General features: G+C 55.6%; 16 protein-coding genes. 12 read left to right on the top strand and 4 right to left on the bottom strand.

The window, feature by feature from the left end; translation table 11 throughout:
- Window positions 1–10: 10 nt before the first annotated feature.
- The 4 genes from L0H14_RS04470 to L0H14_RS04455 all read left to right on the top strand — a co-directional run bounded on the left by L0H14_RS04470 (window position 11) and on the right by L0H14_RS04455 (window position 4,432).
- The gene (locus tag L0H14_RS04470; protein ID WP_301417462.1) at window positions 11–1,033 is read left to right on the top strand and encodes an amidohydrolase family protein; all 1,023 of its coding nucleotides are present in this window, start codon (window positions 11–13) and stop codon (window positions 1,031–1,033) included.
- A gap of 16 nt (window positions 1,034–1,049) precedes the next feature.
- The gene (gene ligK, locus L0H14_RS04465) at window positions 1,050–1,733 is read left to right on the top strand and encodes a 4-carboxy-4-hydroxy-2-oxoadipate aldolase/oxaloacetate decarboxylase (RefSeq protein ID WP_301417460.1); all 684 of its coding nucleotides are present in this window, start codon (window positions 1,050–1,052) and stop codon (window positions 1,731–1,733) included.
- Between the two features lie 9 nt (window positions 1,734–1,742).
- Window positions 1,743–2,744, top strand: coding sequence for a VOC family protein (locus L0H14_RS04460; RefSeq protein WP_301417458.1), 1,002 nt, complete (start codon window positions 1,743–1,745; stop codon window positions 2,742–2,744).
- A gap of 128 nt (window positions 2,745–2,872) precedes the next feature.
- Complete coding sequence (locus L0H14_RS04455) at window positions 2,873–4,432, top strand: long-chain fatty acid--CoA ligase (RefSeq protein ID WP_301417456.1); 1,560 nt, start codon at window positions 2,873–2,875, stop codon at window positions 4,430–4,432.
- Window positions 4,433–4,494: 62 nt separating this feature from the next.
- Here L0H14_RS04455 and L0H14_RS04450 read toward each other — a convergent pair whose 3' ends face one another.
- Window positions 4,495–4,959: a MarR family winged helix-turn-helix transcriptional regulator gene (locus tag L0H14_RS04450; RefSeq protein ID WP_301417454.1), complete on the bottom strand. Its 465-nt coding sequence runs from the start codon at window positions 4,957–4,959 to the stop codon at window positions 4,495–4,497.
- A 129-nt stretch (window positions 4,960–5,088) separates the two neighbouring features.
- Between L0H14_RS04450 and L0H14_RS04445 the strand changes: the two genes are divergently transcribed.
- The 6 genes from L0H14_RS04445 (at window position 5,089) to L0H14_RS04420 (ending at window position 11,802) form a co-directional block, all read left to right on the top strand.
- A complete protein-coding gene (locus L0H14_RS04445) occupies window positions 5,089–6,012 on the top strand; it encodes an SDR family NAD(P)-dependent oxidoreductase (protein WP_301417452.1) in 924 nt (307 codons plus the stop codon).
- Between the two features lie 9 nt (window positions 6,013–6,021).
- Complete coding sequence (locus tag L0H14_RS04440; protein WP_301417450.1) at window positions 6,022–6,927, top strand: amidohydrolase family protein; 906 nt, start codon at window positions 6,022–6,024, stop codon at window positions 6,925–6,927.
- Window positions 6,924–8,102, top strand: a complete 1,179-nt coding sequence (locus tag L0H14_RS04435; RefSeq protein WP_301417448.1) for an acyl-CoA dehydrogenase family protein — start codon at window positions 6,924–6,926, stop codon at window positions 8,100–8,102. Before L0H14_RS04440 ends, L0H14_RS04435 begins: the two co-directional genes overlap by 4 nt.
- Window positions 8,103–8,138: 36 nt before the next feature.
- Window positions 8,139–8,609, top strand: coding sequence for a MaoC family dehydratase (locus L0H14_RS04430; RefSeq protein ID WP_301417446.1), 471 nt, complete (start codon window positions 8,139–8,141; stop codon window positions 8,607–8,609).
- Window positions 8,610–8,868: 259 nt separating this feature from the next.
- Complete coding sequence (locus L0H14_RS04425; protein ID WP_301417444.1) at window positions 8,869–9,840, top strand: ABC transporter substrate-binding protein; 972 nt, start codon at window positions 8,869–8,871, stop codon at window positions 9,838–9,840.
- Window positions 9,841–10,140: 300 nt separating this feature from the next.
- Window positions 10,141–11,802: a serine hydrolase gene (locus L0H14_RS04420; protein ID WP_301417442.1), complete on the top strand. Its 1,662-nt coding sequence runs from the start codon at window positions 10,141–10,143 to the stop codon at window positions 11,800–11,802.
- Between the two features lie 106 nt (window positions 11,803–11,908).
- Here the strand turns inward: L0H14_RS04420 and L0H14_RS04415 are convergent, their stop codons facing one another.
- The 3 genes from L0H14_RS04415 to L0H14_RS04405 form a co-directional block, all read right to left on the bottom strand.
- A complete protein-coding gene (locus tag L0H14_RS04415; protein ID WP_301417493.1) occupies window positions 11,909–12,982 on the bottom strand; it encodes a 2,3-butanediol dehydrogenase in 1,074 nt (357 codons plus the stop codon).
- 226 nt (window positions 12,983–13,208) lie between these two features.
- Entirely contained in the window at window positions 13,209–14,666 is a 1,458-nt protein-coding gene (locus L0H14_RS04410) for an aldehyde dehydrogenase family protein (RefSeq protein WP_301417440.1), read from the bottom strand.
- A gap of 147 nt (window positions 14,667–14,813) precedes the next feature.
- Window positions 14,814–15,482, bottom strand: coding sequence for an NAD(P)H-binding protein (locus tag L0H14_RS04405; protein WP_301417438.1), 669 nt, complete (start codon window positions 15,480–15,482; stop codon window positions 14,814–14,816).
- A gap of 187 nt (window positions 15,483–15,669) precedes the next feature.
- Here L0H14_RS04405 and L0H14_RS04400 point away from each other — a divergent pair, with 187 nt between their 5' ends.
- Window positions 15,670–17,325: a thiamine pyrophosphate-dependent enzyme gene (locus L0H14_RS04400; protein WP_301417436.1), complete on the top strand. Its 1,656-nt coding sequence runs from the start codon at window positions 15,670–15,672 to the stop codon at window positions 17,323–17,325.
- A gap of 202 nt (window positions 17,326–17,527) precedes the next feature.
- Window positions 17,528–18,747 (top strand): amino acid permease (locus tag L0H14_RS04395; RefSeq protein WP_301421425.1); only part of this gene is annotated, 1,220 nt, incomplete at its 3' end.

Raw genomic sequence — 18,747 nt, 5'->3', positions numbered from 1 at the left:
AGGAAACGCATTGATCATTGATATTCACGGGCACTATACGACGGCGCCGGAGCCGCTGGGTGCTTGGCGAGAGCAGCAGCTTGCAGCGTTGGACGGCGGCGCCCCGCCACCGGTTGATGGCCCAATGATCAGCGATGACCAAATTCGCGAGTCGATCGAACCCAATCAGCTGCGCCTGATGAATGAACGTGGCATCGATGTCCAGGTCTTCTCACCGCGGGCCTCATTTATGGCGCACCACGCCGGAAATTTCGAAACCTCGTCCGCCTGGTCGCGGCACTGCAATGACCTTATCGGTCGGGTATCCGAACTCTATCCAGAACGCTTCGTCCCCTCTGCGATGCTGCCGCAATCACCTGGAGTTGAGTCGGCCACCGTCATCGAAGAACTCGAACGCTGCGTAACCGAGCACGATATTGTTGCCGTGAACCTGAACCCGGACCCTTCTGGCGGTCACTGGACTTCGCCGCCGCTGACCGAGAAGTACTGGTTCCCCGTCTACGAAAAACTGATTGAACACCAACTGCCCGTGATGGTGCACGTCTCGACTTCGATCAACCCGGCATTTCATACCACCGGCGCACACTACTTGAACGCTGACACCACCGCCGTCATGCAACTACTGGAAGGCGACCTGTTTTCCACGTTCCCGGAACTCAAGATGATCATCCCGCACGGCGGGGGAGCGGCACCGTATCACTGGGGCCGATTCCGCGGGCTGGCGATGATGTTGGACAAGCCGGACCTGGAAGACCACCTGCTGAAGAACGTCTATTTCGATACCTGCGTTTACCACCAGCCCGGCATCGACACGCTGCTCGAGGTGATCCCGCATAAAAACATCATGTTTGCCTCCGAGATGATTGGTGCCGTGCGCACCGAGGACCCCAACACCGGACACTTCTTTGATGACACAGTGCGATACATCCAAAACGCTGAACTCACAGACACCGATCGTCACAACATTTTCGAAGCCACCGCACGCAGAATCCACCCGCGCCTGGATGATCGTCTGACAGCCCAGGGTCGCTAGACAGAAAGGGAACACCATGTATGAACTCGGTGTAGTCAACACGACTATCCAGCGTCCCAACCCCGACGACGTCGCAGCGCTGAGCGACTACGGCACCGCCATCATCCACGAAGCCATGGGTCGCGTGGGCCTGATGCGCCCCTATATGCGCCCCATCTATGACGGCGCCAAACTTTGCGGCCCGGCCGTGACCGTGCTGCTGCAGCCCGGTGATAACTGGATGATGCACGTGGCCGCAGAACAATTACAGGATGGTGACGTCGTGGTCGCGGCCTGCACCACAACATCCGATGCCGGTTTTTTCGGTGACTTATTGGCCACTTCCTTTCGGGCTCGTGGTGGTGTTGGTCTAGTGATCGATGGAGGTGTGCGAGATATTGCAGACCTGCAAGAGATGGACTTTCCGGTCTTTGCTGCGGCAATCCACGCTCGTGGCACGGTCAAAGAAACCTTAGGGTCGGTCAACATTCCCGTCACCGTGGCCAACGCCCTGGTCAACCCCGGTGATGTGGTTGTGGGAGATGCTGACGGCGTCGTCGTCGTGCCGGCGGACCGAGTGGCGGAGGTGGTCGAAGCATCGCGAGCGCGAGAGGCCAAAGAAGCGACGGTTCGTGCACGCCTTGCTGCCGGTGAACTGGGGCTGGATGTGTACGGTATGCGAGAAAAACTTGAGGCCACCGGCCTGAAATACAACGAATAAGGAATGATCATGGCTGAACTGGAAAACTTCGACCTGGCGCATATCAGCGCCGTGGAAATCCTGACCCCAACCTTTGACCAGAGTCTGCGGTTCTTCAACGAAATGCTGGCCATGCGCGAAGTTGAGCGCATCGGCAACTCAGCGTACCTGCGCTGCTGGGACGAATATGAAACCTATTCGATCAAGCTCACCGCGTCCGAAACCAACGGTGTTGGCCGCACCATGCTGCGTGCTACCAGCCCCGAAGCGCTCGAACGCCGGGTCGCGGCCATCGAAGCCACCGGCCTGGGCAAAGGCTGGCGTGACCCAGAAGTCGGCATCGGCGCCTACTACGAATTCGAAGACCCGGACGGCCACGAATTCGGCATCTACTATGACACCACGCTGTATGTTGCCGACGACCAAGACCGGCCGGCCCTAAAAAACCAGGCCTCACGTTTTCCCGGTCGCGGGGTCAATGCCCGACGTCTCGACCATATTAACTACCTGGCCGCAGATGTAAATGCCGCGGGCGATTTCTGGGACAACGTCATGAAGTCGCGGGAGACCGAGCAGGTCGAACTCGATGAAGGCGGCTACGCGGCCCGATGGTTCCGATTCGCACAGAAATCCTACGACGTCGTGTACTCCGATGACTGGACCGGGGAGCGTGGCCGCTTCCACCACCTGGCATTCGCCACGGACACTCGCGAAGACATTCTCAAAGCTGCAGACTACTTTCTCGAAGAGGGCGTCTACATCGAATACGGCCCCTATAAGCACGCGATTAACCAGACCTTCTTCCTCTACGTGTGGGAGCCGGGCGGTAACCGCATCGAGTTCGCCAACGCCGGGGCACGGTTGATTCTGAATCCTGACCAGCCAGTTGTCAACTGGTCCGAGGCAGAACGCGCCAAGGGTCAGGCCTGGGGAATGAAAACAGTGCCAACGTTCCATACCCACGGCACCCCGTATGTGGAGAACCAGGAGCAGATCGACCGCGATGCCTTAGCGGGTATTCGTCATTCATAATTTTCTCCGTGCCTGAGATGCAGTAACACTGGTTGCATAAGTAATGCAATCATTGCGAACAACAATCATTTCATGCAAAATGTAATTAGTATGATTGTGCTCACAAGAGATTTTAGGCAAGGAGTGGGATGACGAATCACGGTATAGGCGATTGGATTCATCGGCGCAGGGTAAAATCCGCAGGTCGCATGGCGGTCACCGCGGGCGACTTGGAGCTGACCTATGAGCAGTTCGGTCAGCGGATCAATCGGTTGGCGAATGCGTTGACTGAACGCGGGATCAAGTCGGGGGACCGCGTTGCGTACCTTGGCGAGAACTCCGTGGAGTTCTTGGAGACGCTATTCGCGCTCGGGAGCATCGGCGCGGTATTCGTGCCGCTCAACACTCGTCTGGCGGGGCCGGAGGTGGCGTTCCACCTGGAAGATGCCGGAGCACAGATGCTCATCGCGTCGACGACCATGGAGCCGCTGGCTGTCGCGGGTGTGGAAGACACCGACGTGGAGCGCGTGATCTTCGTCGACGACGGTGCGCGCGTTCCAGCCGAAGAGGGCCGCTTAGCCATGCCGTTCGAGAATTATTCCGACGTGTTGGCTGATGCCAGTGCGGAGCGTCCGAACCTCAATGTGGGGCTCGATGATCTTGCCATTATTCTTTACACCTCGGGGACTACCGGTAACCCAAAGGGTGCGATGTTGACCCACGGCAACCTGACTTGGAATGCCGTCAATGTGGTTTCTGACATGAATATCAGCAGCGACGAGGTCTCGCTGATGATCTCGCCAATGTTTCACGTCGCGGCACTTGGTATGGGCGTATTGCCGACCTTTCTCAAGGGTGGGCATCTCATCCTTGAGCCCCGCTTCCATCCTGGCCGAGCGCTGGATCTCATTGAGCAGCACAAGGCGACCTTCATCTCAGGGGTGCCCACTACGTATCAACTCCTGGCAGAGGACCCAGCCTGGGAAAAGACCGACATTTCCTCGCTCAACAGCCTCACCTGCGGTGGTTCCGCTGTGCCGTTGCACATCCTGGAGGCATATGAGGATCGCGGCCTCAGCTTCACTATGGGATATGGCATGACGGAAACATCGCCCGGCGCTACCTCACTGCCTGGACGCTACTCACGCGAAAAGATGGGCTCGGCAGGCCTGCCGCAAATGCATACGCACGTTCGTGTTGCCGATCTCGATGGCAAAGAACTACCACCCCACGAAGTTGGAGAAGTCCAAATTCAGGGACCCAACGTAATCTCCGGTTACTGGAAACGGCCGGAAGCTAATGAGTCGTCCTTTATCACCGATGACGGCGGCACCTGGTTCCGCAGTGGCGACATGGGCTATATGGATGATGACGGCTTCTTGTTCATCTCCGACCGGATGAAAGACATGATTATCTCCGGTGGTGAGAACATCTACCCGGCCCAGATTGAGCAAGAACTGGCGCAGATGGAAGCGATCGCTTTCGTTGCCGTGTTCGGGGTATCTGACGAGAAGTGGGGAGAGGTCCCTCGCGCAGCAGTCGTGGTCCGAGAAGGCCACGATCTGACCGAGAGCGACGTGCTGTCCTATCTTGATGGCAAGCTAGCTCGCTATAAGATTCCGAAATCTGTGGTCTTTGTTGATGAGTTGCCCCGGACGGCATCTGGCAAGGTTCGCAAGCCGCAACTGCGCGAGCTGTACGGAAACTAGCAAACAAAAAATCGGGACACAGCGTCTGCTGTGTCCCGATGCCTGCATGGCGTTGAAGTTTCCTAGAGCGTGGCTTTGGTCAACAACTCACGAAGCTGATCGCGTTCGGTCTCAGTCAAATTCGTCAGAACATGGTCTTCAGCGGTAATCGTAATGGCTCGAGCCTTACGGTAGAGCTTTTCCCCAGCGTCGGTGGCGACGATGTTCTTGGAGCGCCGATCCCGGCGATCAGTCTCGCGTTTGACCAGATCACGATCTTCGAGTGTGTCCACCAGGGCGACGATCTGTGACGGGTCAAGTGCCACGAAGGCGGACATTTCGCGTTGGGTCGGTTTGAGGTCTGAGGCAGCGAGTGCGAGGACAGAGAACTGTCGGACGTTGAGATCGAGCTCCTCGAGAAGTTTATTGGCGTGGTTGTTGCCCTTGGCTGCCAGTCGGGCAGTTAGGAATTGGATCTCTTGGACCAGCTCGGTGTCGCGCAGTGGCGAGGGGTCGAGTTCATTAGAGGTCAGCAGTTCAGCGTTCATATGAAACATCTTTCCATCAATTATTGACATCCACAAAATTATCGGTTGTTATAGACAATAAGTGTTATTCACAATTATTTCTATATCCAACGAACAGTTGAATGTAGCAACAAAGAACAGAGGTCAAAAATGTCACTGAACGGCAAAGTAGCAATCGTTACAGGATCCGGCGCTGGTCTAGGTCTAGCCTACGCGCAAGAACTCGCCCGCCAGGGTGCCAAGGTCGTCATTAACGACGTCAACGAAGAGGTCACCAGTCAGGCCGTAGAGTCCATCGCCAGTGCGGGCGGCACAGCCGTTGGAGTCACTGCAGCCGTCGGTTCGACCGAGACGGCAGAAAAACTGGTGAACGCCGCAGTTGAAAACTTTGGCACACTGGATATTTTGGTGAACAATGCCGGGATTCTGCGCGACCGTAGCTTGCTGAAAATGTCAGATGACGATTTCGATCAGGTTATCAACGTGCACCTGCGCGGAACCTTCACCTGCGTTCGCGCAGCATTCGACTACTTCAAGAACAATGAGATCAAAGGTCGCATCGTGACCATCGGTTCTCCAACCGGTCAGCGTGGCAACTTCGGTCAGACAAACTACGCCGCAGCCAAGGCAGGCATCGTCGGTATGGTGCGCACCTGGGCACTCGAAATGAAGCGCGCCGGTGTAACTGTCAACGCAATTATCCCAGTGGCAGCAACAGCCATGACCGAAACCGTGCCGTACTTCTCAGCTGCGATCGAAGCTGACAAAGCCGGTGAAGCCATGCCAGATTTCTTCCGCAAGGATCTTGGCTTCGGTACCGCCGCCGACGTTGCCGGCTTGGTTGCCTTCCTGTCGTCTGACGACGCAGCAAACATCACCGGTCAGGCCATTGGTGTCGGTGGCGATCGTCTGCAGGTTTGGGGCCACCCAGAACCAGTTGTTACCGAATACCTTGAAGGCGGTTGGAACTACGAAGCACTCAAGGCCAACGGTCGCTCGATCGTTGAAGACAACCTGCAAGAAGTCGGCGAAAAAATGCCAGAACTGCCGGCAGACCTGCAGCCAAAGGCCTAGGTGGTATCTGTGGCAAAGTACGTATCCAACATTGATGTCTCCGCGATCTCCGCGGTAGACGTTCACGTTCATATTGAACTTGACGAGCAGGGCCACAAGCCCATGCCGGAACTGTTCTACGAGGCGTCAGCCAAATACTTCAAGTCCGAAGATCGCACGCCATCTATCGACAAAATTGCCGATATTTACCGTGATCTCGGCATGGCAGCGGTCGTCTTTACGCTGGATGCACGCACTCAGTTTGACGGTCACATGCCAAACTCGATCGACGACCTTGTCGCGGGGGCAGCACGCAATAACGACGTACTGATCCCATTCGGCTCGGTAGATCCACGAACTGGTGCGGCAGCCATCGAGGAAGCGAAACGTCAGGCTGATGAGCTGGGCGTTCGCGGATTCAAGTTCCACCCGTCTGTGCAGGGTTTCGACCCATCGGATCGTGAGTTTTACCCACTGTGGGAAGCTCTGGAGGAAATTGGTCTCCCGATGCTCTCCCATACCGGACAAAACGGAATGGGTGCCGGACTCCCTGGCGGTGCAGGTATCAAACTCGGCTACTCCAACCCACTGTTGTTGGATGAAGTTGCCGCAGATTTTCCAAACCTGCAGATTATCATGGCCCACCCTTCGGTGCCGTGGCAGGACGAGGCCAACTCGATTGCCACCCACAAGTCGAACGTCTACATCGACTTATCTGGCTGGTCGCCCAAGTACTTCCCTGAGTCCCTGGTGCGTCAGTCAAACAACGTGCTGAAGCACAAAGTGCTCTTTGGAACCGATTTCCCGCTGATTCCACCACCAAAATGGCTGGCCGCGTTTGAAGACTTGCCGATCAAAGACGAAGTTCGTCCACTGATCCTCAAGGACAACGCTGTGAAGCTTCTCAGCCTGGATCAAGGTGGTGCATCAGCGTGAGCCAAGCACCGTCCTGGGACGTCTACGGTTTTTCGGAACGCTTGACCGCGGCTGAGAAAACCGTGCTGGACGAACTGCGCACCACACTCACCGAGAAGGTATACCCGTACCTCAACGATGCGTGGCACGAAGATCGCCTGCCAGAAGAAATTATTGAACCGCTGCAATCCCTGCGTTTGATGAATCCTGCGGCACTCAAGGAAGCCGGCGAATCTGTTCGCGGTGTTTTCGAATCCATGCGAACCTTTGAGCTGGCTCGTTGCGACACTAACGTCGCGACCTTCTTCAACGCGCAAGCCGGCTTGTTTCGCACCGTCGTGAAACAAGGCGGTAGTGCAGAACAGGTCGCAGAACTCGATCCAAAAATCGTGAACTACGAACTGCTCGGCGTTTTCGCACTGACCGAGCCGGAGCACGGCTCAGATGTTGCCGGTGGACTCCAAACCACGGCTTCACAAAACGACGATGGAACGTGGACCATCAATGGCGCCAAACGCTGGATTGGTGGCGCGTTCCAAGCTGATGTGCTGTGCACCTTCGCTCGCGATACCGCCGATAACCAGGTCAAGGCGTTCCTCGTGCCTCGCGAAGCCGAGGGCGTTTCCTTGGAGAAGATCGAGCGCAAGGCTTCGCTGCGCATCATGCAGAACGCTGACATCTACTACGACAATGTGCAGGTGCCCGGCGATGCTCGATTGCTGAACATCAACTCGTTCCGCGATGTCGCCAAATGCCTCCGCCTGTTGCGTTCCGATGTTTCCTGGATCGCCGCCGGAGCGATGGCCGGTGCCTATGAGGCCGCCGTTCGTTACACCACGAATCGTGAACAGTTCGGCAAACCGATCGCCGGATTCCAGTTGATTCAAGAAAAACTGGCCACCATGCTGGGCAACGTCACCGCCTCGGTCGCCCTGGCCATGCAGCTCACCGAACAGCAAGATGCCGGTGTCTACAAAGATGAGAATTCGGCACTGGCCAAAATGTTTACCGCTTCAAAACTTCGCGAAACAGTCGCACTGGCTCGTGAAGTATGTGGTGGCAACGGCATCACCCTAGACACGGATGTTGCTCGCTTCCATGCTGACGCCGAAGCAGTGTATTCCTACGAAGGCACCCACGAAATCAACGCACTCATTGTAGGCCGTGCAATTACCGGCCAAAGCGCGTTCGCCTAAACCATTGACTGAAGACAGATAAGGAATTTGATCCCAATGACTGAAACTACTGCACGTACCGTCGTCGAATTCGACAAAGTTGCTGACCTTGCAGGCACAGACCTGGGTTCCACCGAGTGGATGACCGTCACGCAGGACATGATTAACACCTTCGCTGATGCGACTAGCGATCACCAGTGGATCCACACTGACGTTGAGCGTGCGAAAGAAGGACCATTTGGCGCCCCGATCGCACACGGTTTTTTGACCCTCTCGTTGATCATCCCGTTCTGGTCTGAGCTGTTCGACGTCACCGGAGTCTCCACCAAGGTGAACTACGGCCTCGACAAAGTTCGCTTTACAAACCCGGTGAAAGTCGGCTCGCGCATCCGTATGCACGCTGAAGTCGCTGAGGTAAAAGAGGTCAAGGGCAATGGCCTGCACCTGGTCACCAACTCGACCATCGAGATCGAGGGCGAGGAGCGTCCAGCAGTCGTAGCGACCTTCTTGTCCCGCTTCTACGCATAACGGGCTCTAGGCCTACCGCATGGGGCCTGTGGAGAGCAAAAAGATGCTTCCACAGGCCCCTTTTGTTTACAAAAATTCGCGTGTGACGAACCTAACAATTTTGTTGAATAAACCCTTCCAATGCCACGGGAAGTGGTCTATTGTAGATCTCAATTGATGAATATATAGATCAAACTCAGCTATCGATCCTCTCTCTCACCTCATACCGTTTCTAGTCGTACATGTTGTCCGTCCGGAAGCACTCATACCAGGAGAACCAATGAAGAACAAACTGATGACAGGCATCGCAACTGCCGCTACAGCCGCCCTTTTGCTGACCGCATGCGGTGGCGGCGGCGAAGAGGCTTCCGGCGACGGCGAAGAACTCCGGGAAGTAACCATCGGCGTGTTGTCCATCGCCCCCAGCGTGGGCGTTGCTTACGGCATCGAGAACGGCATCTTTGAAGAACACGGCTTCGACGTGAACTATGAGGTCTCCACGGCCGGTGCCGCGATGCTGCCTGCTGTGTCGGCCGGACAGATGGACTTTGGTGTTGGTAACCCGCTGTCGGTTGTTACCGCGGTTGACCAGGGCCTCGACATGAAAATCGTGGCTGGATACTCCAACTCTCTTGAAGATGGCGAGGATGTGGCCGGCGTGGTCACTCGAGCAGACTCGGACATTGACACCTGGGCAGACCTTGAAGGCAAGACCACTGCGGTGAATGCTCTCAATACCCTTGGGGACTTGACTGTGATGAACCTGGCCGAACAAGACGGCGCTGATCCACAGGCTCTCGAATTCTCCGAAATTGCCTTCCCAGATATGCCAGCACAGCTTGAGCGTGGCAACACGGATGCAGTGTGGATTCCAGAACCGTTCCTCTCCGGTCTCCTCGCCGATGAGGAAAATGAACTCATTGGTTATTCCTTCCAGGAAAATGATCCAGGCATGGCAACCATGGTTACCTTCACCTCCGGTGAATTGGCCGCTGACGATCCTGAGATGGCCGCCGATTTCGGTGAAGCCATGACAGAAGCTCTGGCTGCCGCTGAAGAAGACCAAGAAGGTTCCCGCGAACTGCTGGTCGACTTCCTCGAGATCTCACAAGAAGATGCTGAAGCACTCACCATGGAGCGCCTCGACGGCGAGCTGAATACTGAACAGCTCATGGACATGGTCGAACTCGCTGATCGCTATGACTTCATCGGCGACGCCCCAACAGCCCAAGACCTCTTCCTCGAGGAGTAACCACCGGCTAGATAGCCACCCACCCCTGGAAGCCCCGCTGGGTCAACGAGATCTCGTTGACCCGGCGGGGCTTTTTCGTGCACGCAGTATCTGACACACGGACGCGCTCAGGACCTACCGCCCAGTAGCGAAACTAGGCCGGCTGTTATACAGTTCTTCAAAAGGGTTTTTCAGACCATTTTGGGTGCGCGTTCAGAGACCTGGGGTAATATGTGAAAAATCAAACATACAAGTCCGCTGCTTCGAAATGTCTAGACTCAGCCCGGCTACGTTGCACCAAATAATCTTTGCGTGGAGTACATGTCAGATACGTTAAATGCCTTAGGGAACAGTCTTCACGAAATCACCGAGGAATACCCGTTTGCGGTGCATTGGCAAGTACGGGACATCGCCACGGGGCAGGCCGTCGGTGAATCGGAACGTGAGGTGCTTGCAGCATTTAGCACCCGGAAGGTCAGCGTTCTACTAGCCTGTCTCGCATTAGTCCAGGCCGGCAGGCTTTCGCTGGATGACCCGCATGTGATTGATGATCCGCTCAAAGATGGTGTTCAAGCCGGCATCATGCGCCACTTATCGGGTGGGATCGAGCTGAGTTTACGCGACCATCTAGCACAGATGATGATCACCTCAGACAACATCTGTACCCAAATTGTGTTCCATGCTATCGGTGAAGCCACCGGCGACGCCCTGCAGTGGGTCAACGACTACTGCCCACGAATCGGGATGCAAGATTCACTGCACCGTGAAATTTTCCCTCGCTCAGCCGAACTGGATTGGTCGCATTCGATTGATTCGATGACCGTTACCTCCGCACACGACCAGGCCCTGATATTAGAACGGTTGGCGCAGGGCAGCCAGGATGCCCAACAAGCTGTTGAACTCGGTTTGGATACGCAACTTTGCGCCACAGCCATCGCATTGTTGAGTAACTTAATGACGCCCATGTTGGGGGCCTCCCTGGGCTGGGGACACTTTGCAGAAAAGAACGGCCGCGGTATCCGAGGATTGTCGCAAGTTGGCTTGCTGCTGGATCGGGATGGCCAGCCGGTTGCTTCCGTTGCGGTCTTCGCTGAGTCCATTCCCGTCGAATTCGAAGACGGGGTCCCGGGGCGGGTGCGAGCACAAGAAATGTTCGTGGAGTTTGGTAACGCGATCGAGGCGTTTTACCTGGATACCCATCGCGTTGAAGTCCTGAAGCGCCAATTGGTCGAGCCTGACTACTGGGGCCAAGAATTTGGTGAACTGCTCTACGCAGTTGAAGGTGGTCGCGCCGTCCTTGACGATATGGTGTTTACTTTTTCCGGTGTGGGGAAACTCTTCTTTGCCTGCACTTTGGCAGAGCTTGAACACACGAATCCGGGACTGTTTGATCACAGCATAGACATCACAGACCACCACCGTTCGCACGCCTATACGGGTTCGCTGCGCCACCTGCATGGTTCCCTCCGCGTCACCGTCGACGACGCCATGCACCTGATGATCGGTAGTGGTGACGGTGCTGCAACCATGGCGCTACTCGAGCATTTCACGGCTCTGGGTATCGACTTGGTTGAACACGGTCGCCGGTATATAGCCCATCTCAACAACACCACCATCACCGGTGTCGAAGAACGCTCAAGTGGCGAAGGATTTACCGGCACCACCACCGCAGCGGAATTGCTGACCGTGCTACGCCAGGTGTTCGCCGACGACGGGCGCGTGAAGCAGTGGATGGCTGCGGTCTTCGAACCAGATGGTCTCGCCAATGCGCTGCCTGGCTATGGGCCACACACGGTGAAGCATTGGACTGTTTCCGGCTGGGGCCGAGTGCGAGACTACCACGAGTATCAAGGACGAACGTCGGTGCTGATTGTTGATTGCCCGCATGGTCCGATTGGTATAGCGGCACACGCTCCAATTGGCACACAGGATGTGTCAGCGAAGTTTGGCAGTCTGGGTCTTGCTGCCTACCTGAAAGACTAGGCGTTAGACGCGGACAGCAAGCACGCAAGGTGGGGTTCGGTATATCGCCGCCGTAGCACAGTGCCACAGCCACGATATACCGGTTCATCCTTCTATTTGTGGCACCTTAGCTGTTGAGGCCCTTGCCGGTCGGGGACACGAGGATCTTCACCGCTGTGTCATTGTGATGAATCAGCGTGTCGAAGCCAGTATTTACGAGTTCGTCCAGGGCAATCTTGTGTGTGATGAACGGTTTCAGATCTACTTTTCCTGAGCTTGCCAGTTCAATGCTTGGCGCATGACTGTTGTAGTACCCGATGGTGCCTCGCAGGTCTTGTTCCTTCGTGACCAGGTCCGCAAGATTTGCCGCTGGTTTGTGTCCCCAGATCGATTCGTTGACGATCACGCCTGCCTTTTTCACCGCCGCGAAAAGCGTATTCAGGACAACATCAACCGAGGTCGCTTCGAAGCCGACGTCAGCGCCTTTGCCATCGGTGAGCTTTAAGACTTCTTCCACCACGTCGACCTCTTTGGGATTTACAACGTGGTCGGCGACGCCGGTTTCCTGGGCGGTTTCGATACGCTTTTTCGACAGTTCGGACATGATAGTGGTCAGCCCTTGTGCTTTGGCAACTGCAGCAGTCAGGAGTCCAATTGGGCCAGCACCGCCGATCAGAGCGACGTCGCCGGCTTTGGCCTCGGAACGTTCGACCGCGTGATAGGCCACCGCTAGTGGTTCAATAAGTGCGGCTTCGTCCAACGGCAGGCTGTCTGGGATCGGGTGCACCCAGTGCTGGTCCACAGCAATCTGTTCGGCTAGACCGCCACCTCCACCGGCCAGACCAATAAAGTTCTGATCGGGTGTCAGGTGGTAGTTGTCTTTGCCCCAGTACTCTTTGTGAATCACATATGGTTCCACAACAACGTTCTGGCCTGCTTTGAGACTGGTGACGTTGTCGCCTACTTCGGAGATAGTTCCAGAAAATTCGTGACCGAGGGTAATTGGGGCTTCCTCGCCCGTGACCGGATGGGGACTACCCTTTGGAGGGATAAAAATTGGTCCATCTTGGTATTCATGAATATCTGTACCGCAGATACCGCACCATGCAATGTCGATCAGAACGTCGTCGGGGCCGGGGATTGGGCGGTCAATATCTTCTATGCGGATATCTTGTTGATCGTAGAAACGTGCAGCTCGCATTGTCATAGGTATCATCCTTCGTTGATAGACGACGCTAGATTCCCTAGCAACTCTTATCGTCTCATCTGCGGGATGGAAACGAAACAGCTGAATAACGTTGAACGACAGATGATGATAAATACCACCGGTCATGCACACGCTTGGCTCTGGAATCCGGGTTGAGCGTGGCAGACCCCTTGAAACCGTCAAGGTTCAAGGGGTCTACTGTTAGCTAGCGAAGGGGTGTTTAGAACGGGTAGGGTGCGATTTCTGGTCGCATAGTCAGCCATTGTACTTCGGTGAACGCCTCGATGTTCGTGGTGTAGCCACCGATGCGAGAACCGTTGCCCGAATTACCGAACCCACCAAACGGAGCGTTGGACTCATCGGAAACAGTCTGCTCATTGATATGCACCTTGCCAGAGCGCACCATGTCCGCCAGCTTCATGGCCTCTCCGACATTGCCGAGCAGTCCAACCGATAGACCGTATTCGGAAGCGTTGATAATATCGGCTGCTTCCTCAATGGTCGAAAACGTCCGGACCGGCGCGACCGGGCCGAAAATCTCTTGGCTCCACGCTGGGCTCTCATTGGTCAGGTCGGTAATGACGGTTGGAGAGTAGAACAGCTTGTCATAGGTGCCGCCCGCAACGACCCTGGCGCCACCATCCTTGGACTCACGAACGATGCGATCGATATTATCGCGCTGACCTTCATCGATTACCGGGCCAATCGCGATGTTCTCATCGGTGGGGTCGCCTAGTGGGAGCTGCTCAGCTTTTTGCTGCAGGGCGGCCACATATTCTTCGGCGATAGATTCGTGCACCAGGTGACGACCGGTGGTCATACAGACCTGGCCCTGGTGCAGGAATGAGCCGAACGCGCCAGCAGAAGCGGCCTTGGCGACATCGGCCCCGGGCAATACGACGGTGGCATTGTTACCACCCAGTTCCAGATGTACTCGTTTGAGATTGCGACCGGCGGCCTCACCAACCTTGCGCCCAGCGGCAGTGGAGCCGGTGAAGGAAACGACCTCAATTTCGGGTGCTTCAGTCAGGGCGGCGCCAGCTTCGGCTCCACCGGGCACCATCTGGAAGACACCCTCGGGTAGACCGGCTTCTTCCAGGGCACGAGCGATCATGACACCGCCGGAGACTGGGGTGCGTGGATCTGGTTTCAGCACGACCGCATTGCCCAGCGCCAGTGCTGGGACGACGGAACGGATAGAAAGGATCAGTGGGAAGTTGAACGGTGAGATCACACCGACAACACCTACCGGCAGGCGACGTGCAAAGGACCAGTGATCCTCATCGGAAGTTAGCACATCACCCATCGAGTGGTGGGGCAGTGCTGACGCGTCATAACATTCATTAGCAGCAACGTTGATTTCCAAGCCAGCTTTGGCCGGGATAGCCCCGGTTTCGCGCTGAATCCAGTTAGTGAGTTCGGCGGCATGTTCTTCAAACAGTTGTCCGGCTCGACGCATAACAGCGGCCCGTTTGGCTGGTTTGGTGGCGGCCCAAGCTTTCTGTGCTTCGGCAGCTTTTTGCGCGGCCTCATGAATATCGTCGGCGCTTGCCAGGCCAGCACGTTCTAGAACATTGCCGGTGGCAGGTTCCAGAATATCGGTTGGTTCAGCAGAACCAGCTCGCCAGCCGTTGAGGAAAATCTTTTCGGACCATACAGCGGAATCTAAGAGCGCCATGTGGCCTCCTTTGCAGATAGGAAATTCTGTGTGTTCGTGCGGAAACTTTGCGGCACGCTAGTGCATCAAATCTCCGCGGGAAGGTCCTCCCAGTGTCTCACGTCATTGATGCGGCAAGCCACTACTGATCGTCTGGAACGGAGTGTTTTAGCGGAAGATGTCTTCGATTGGGGTCTGACCGTCAACGAATTCCACAATGTTATTGACTGTCTTATCTGAGCTCAGGGCAGCAGCGATTGCATTGGCCACATTCGCACGCGACGTGTCCTTGGAATCGTTGTCATCGAGGCTGTCATTGGACATACGGCCAACGCGGCGAATCGTATTCGATGGATCTTCCAACGTCAGCATACCGGGGCCAAGAATGGTCCAGTGCAGATCGGAATCCATTAGATGCTCATCGGCCAGTGCCTTGGATTGTGCATAGGGGAAGAATGAGTTGTCTTCATCGACCCCGTGGTCTAACGAAGAGCCAAGGTAGGAAATCATGATGTAGCGCAAAGCGTTGGCACCTTGTGCTGCGTCCATCGACGCGATTGCTGCATCACGGTCGACAGCATAGGTGCGCTCGGGGTTGCCGCCACCGGCACCAGCTGCCCAAACGACGGCGTCCTGGCCGGCAAATGCTTTGGCCAGATCATCTTGGTTTGAGGTTTCGACATCCAGTAGCAACGGTGTGGCGCCCAGCTGTTTGATGGTGTCTTCCTGGTCCGCGCTGCGGATAATTGATGTGACCTTGTGACCAGCTTCAACCAACAGTGGAGTAGCTAATTGCGCGACTTTACCGTGGCCTCCGACGATGATGACATTGGACATGCTGTATTTCTCCTAATGCAGCACTGCATGCTGCGGACGGGAATATTTGCGGTCTCGTCTACTGAAACGTCGGGTTATAGTTCAGATATTCCAACCAGGGCTGGTACTTTATAAAGGTTAGCGCTTGCCCATATGTCAATGGCGACTGGGCTGAACGCAAGGTATTTCAGTCAAGGAGCACTATTTCATGGGTTATCCACTCAATAGTAACGGTCAGAAGAAATCTGCTGGACACGTCATCGTTGACTCTCTGGTAGCGCACGGAGTTGAACGCGTGTACTCGATCCCGGGTGAATCGTATTTGGATGTCCTCGATGGACTCGCTGATTCCCCGATCAAAAACGTCATCTGCCGCCACGAAGGCGGAGCTACCTACATGGCCGAAGCAGACGGCAAACTCAACCAAACTCCCGGTGTCGCCATGGTGACCCGCGGTCCAGGTGCAGCAAACGCCCACGTGGCACTGCACACCGCATGGCAAGACTCAACAGCAATGGTGCTGTTCGTCGGCCTCATCCCATTCGAACACCGCGAAAAAGAAGCCTTCCAGGAATTTGATCCACACGCCTGGTTCGGCACCGGAACAAAACGCGTTATGGTCCTCGACCACCCAGAACGCGCCTCCGAAATTGTTGCTGAAGCAATGTTTGCTGCAAGTTCCGGACGCCCCGGCCCCGTAGTGGTTGGTCTTCCCGAAGACATCATCACCCAGCCCATCGATGCGCGAGTACATCCTCAAATTCCAGTTGCCGGTGGCGGTATGACCGTCGACGACTGGAAACAGCTGCACGATGCCCTGTTGGAGTCGGAAAAGCCACTGTTCATTACCGGTGGTAACGACTGGACTAGCGAAGCCTCAGAACAGCTGGTCAAATGGTTAGAAGACCACAAGATCGCCGGTGCCGTTGAATGGCGTACCCAGGGTACTATCCCGTTTGATTCGCCATCATATGTTGGACCAATGGGTTATGGGCGACCGAAACCAACCTACGACCTCCTCGAGGAAACCGACCTCCTGGTCTTCGTTGGAACCGTACCCGGGGACATGATCACCGATGGTTTCACGATTCGCCAGAACTGGGATAAGAAAAACTTCCTGGTCACAATCGATCCTGCACTGCGTGGTCGCTCCGGTCCAGTATCCCATCAAATTTTGGCCAAACCAGCTGACTTTGTTCGTGACCTGGTGCGCATGGATCTGCCGAATAAACCCGAATGGGAATCCTGGACGGCCAAGATGCGCCAACAACAGGAAGACTTTGCTGCCCTGCCAACTGAAAACATCCATGATGGTCCGGCCACCATGGATGCGATGATGGCCCATCTGGTGCCAACGCTGCCATACGATGCGATGGTCACCTTCGGCGCCGGTGAACACACCAACTGGGCACACCGATACTTCCCGACCCACCACTACGGCTCACTCATTTCGGCACGCAACGGTTCCATGGGGTACTCCATCCCCTCTGCGGTATCAGCATCACTGAACTTCCCAGAAAAGTGCGTGGTGTCGATTGCAGGTGACGGCGAGTTCCTGATGAACGGACAAGAAATTGCCACCGCCAAACAATATGGTGCCACCCCGTTCATCATCGTCATGGACAACCAGGAATACGGCACCATCCGTACCCACCAGGAACGTGACTACCCGGGCCGAGTTTCCGGAACCCAGCTGAAGAACCCGAACTTTGCCGACATGGCCAAAGCCTTCGGCGGTTTCGGAATCAAGGTGACCGAGAATTCACAGCTGCCGGATGCAATCCAAGCTTGCTATGACGCCATCAACCAGGGTTCGTTTGCCCTGATCCATTTGGTAACGGAACAGCGCAAACAAGCCTACTAATCTCATCTTCGATGACGCTCAAAGCATCGAAAGTAACGCGGGAGCCAACGAAGATTCGTTGGCTCCCGCTGTACTTTCACCTCTAATTATGTGCCCTGTCACAATCTGACCTAGGCTAAGTTGGCGGTCTGTGTTCAGGCCGGTGCCATCTTCTAATGTGTGATTCGGTGCAGTGTCCGCCGAGCAGAGGAGCGATCACTGTATGAGCTGGTCCCGAGAGGAATTCCCCACGGAAGGCGGTACTGCCGTTACCCCAGCGGAATTTGAAATGCGCCGGGGCAAGGAAGAAAAACCCAAGTGGAGTCGCTTCGATACCAGCTGGCTGATTAGCCTGTTCGGCACCGCGGTGGGCGCTGGGATTCTTTTCCTGCCCATCAACGCCGGTGAAGGTGGGGTCTACCCGCTGATTGTTGCCACGATCTTGATCGGTCCGATGACCTACTTTGCGCACCGAGGGTTATCGAGAATGGTGGTGGCGGTTCGTGAACCTACGTCGGACATCACGGAAGTTTCTCGCCAGTACTTTGGACGCGGCGCAGGCATCTTCATCACGGTCGTCTATTTCCTCTCGATCTATCCAATCATCCTGATCTACGCGGTATCGATCACGAATACGGTCGACTCTTTGATGGTTAACCAGCTGGGTATGGAACCCTGGCCGCGTTGGCTGTTATCGCTGATATTGGTGTTAGCGATGTCAGCCGTGATGATCGCCGGACCAAAGCTGGTATCGATTGTCACCGGCTGGATCGTATACCCCCTGATTGCCGCCTTGGCTTTCTTGATCATTTGGCTCATTCCGTACTGGCAGCTGGACTCATTCGGTGAGATGCCTGCGTTCGGTGACTTCGTGTCCTCGGTCTGGCTAGTCATTCCCGTCCTGGTCTTCTCCTTTAGCTTCGCAGCGGCAACCAGCCAGCTCACGGTCTCGCTGAAAGATAGGTATAAGCTCCGAGCCGGGATGAAAGCAGCCCAGATCATTAAATGGACCGCCGTCATCCTCACCATCTTCACTATGGGGTTTGTTTGGTCAGCCGCATTGGCGCTTGGTCCAGAAGGTATGCAAGAAGCCCGTGCGGCGAACCTACCGGTCGTGTCGTACCTCGCCAATCAACTTGATCAGCCGTTCTTGCAAATTCTTGGACCTGCGATCTCCATTGTTGCCATCGCCTCGTCATTCTTCGGACACTGGCTAGGAGGTATTGAAGGTGGTGTTGGCATCATCAACAACACGTTCGGCACCAAGGACGGAAGCCTCAATCAGAAGTACATCCGCTACGGCGTCATCGGATTCGTCGTTTTGACCGCCTGGATTGCCGCGATCCTCAATCCATCAGTGCTGTCGCTCATCGAGTCGCTCTCCGGGCCGATTATCGCTATGGTGCTGTACCTCTTACCGATGTATGCCATCCACAAGGTCAA

This window comes from Yaniella sp. (genome assembly GCF_030453185.1).
Lineage (GTDB): Bacteria > Actinomycetota > Actinomycetes > Actinomycetales > Micrococcaceae > Yaniella.
The sequence above is the reverse complement of the archived record's forward strand: the minus strand, read 5'-3'. Positions and strand labels throughout refer to the sequence as shown.

Bases quoted from the DNA above. Each gene is read 5' to 3' on its own strand.
- ligK (WP_301417460.1), top strand. From the start codon at position 1,050: ATGTATGAACTCGGTGTAGTCAACACGACTATCCAGCGTCCCAACCCC.
- L0H14_RS04460 (WP_301417458.1), top strand. From the start codon at position 1,743: ATGGCTGAACTGGAAAACTTCGACCTGGCGCATATCAGCGCCGTGGAA.
- L0H14_RS04455 (WP_301417456.1), top strand. From the start codon at position 2,873: ATGACGAATCACGGTATAGGCGATTGGATTCATCGGCGCAGGGTAAAA.
- L0H14_RS04450 (WP_301417454.1), bottom strand. From the start codon at position 4,959: ATGAACGCTGAACTGCTGACCTCTAATGAACTCGACCCCTCGCCACTG.
- L0H14_RS04445 (WP_301417452.1), top strand. From the start codon at position 5,089: ATGTCACTGAACGGCAAAGTAGCAATCGTTACAGGATCCGGCGCTGGT.
- L0H14_RS04430 (WP_301417446.1), top strand. From the start codon at position 8,139: ATGACTGAAACTACTGCACGTACCGTCGTCGAATTCGACAAAGTTGCT.
- L0H14_RS04425 (WP_301417444.1), top strand. From the start codon at position 8,869: ATGAAGAACAAACTGATGACAGGCATCGCAACTGCCGCTACAGCCGCC.
- L0H14_RS04420 (WP_301417442.1), top strand. From the start codon at position 10,141: ATGTCAGATACGTTAAATGCCTTAGGGAACAGTCTTCACGAAATCACC.
- L0H14_RS04415 (WP_301417493.1), bottom strand. From the start codon at position 12,982: ATGCGAGCTGCACGTTTCTACGATCAACAAGATATCCGCATAGAAGAT.
- L0H14_RS04410 (WP_301417440.1), bottom strand. From the start codon at position 14,666: ATGGCGCTCTTAGATTCCGCTGTATGGTCCGAAAAGATTTTCCTCAAC.
- L0H14_RS04405 (WP_301417438.1), bottom strand. From the start codon at position 15,482: ATGTCCAATGTCATCATCGTCGGAGGCCACGGTAAAGTCGCGCAATTA.
- L0H14_RS04400 (WP_301417436.1), top strand. From the start codon at position 15,670: ATGGGTTATCCACTCAATAGTAACGGTCAGAAGAAATCTGCTGGACAC.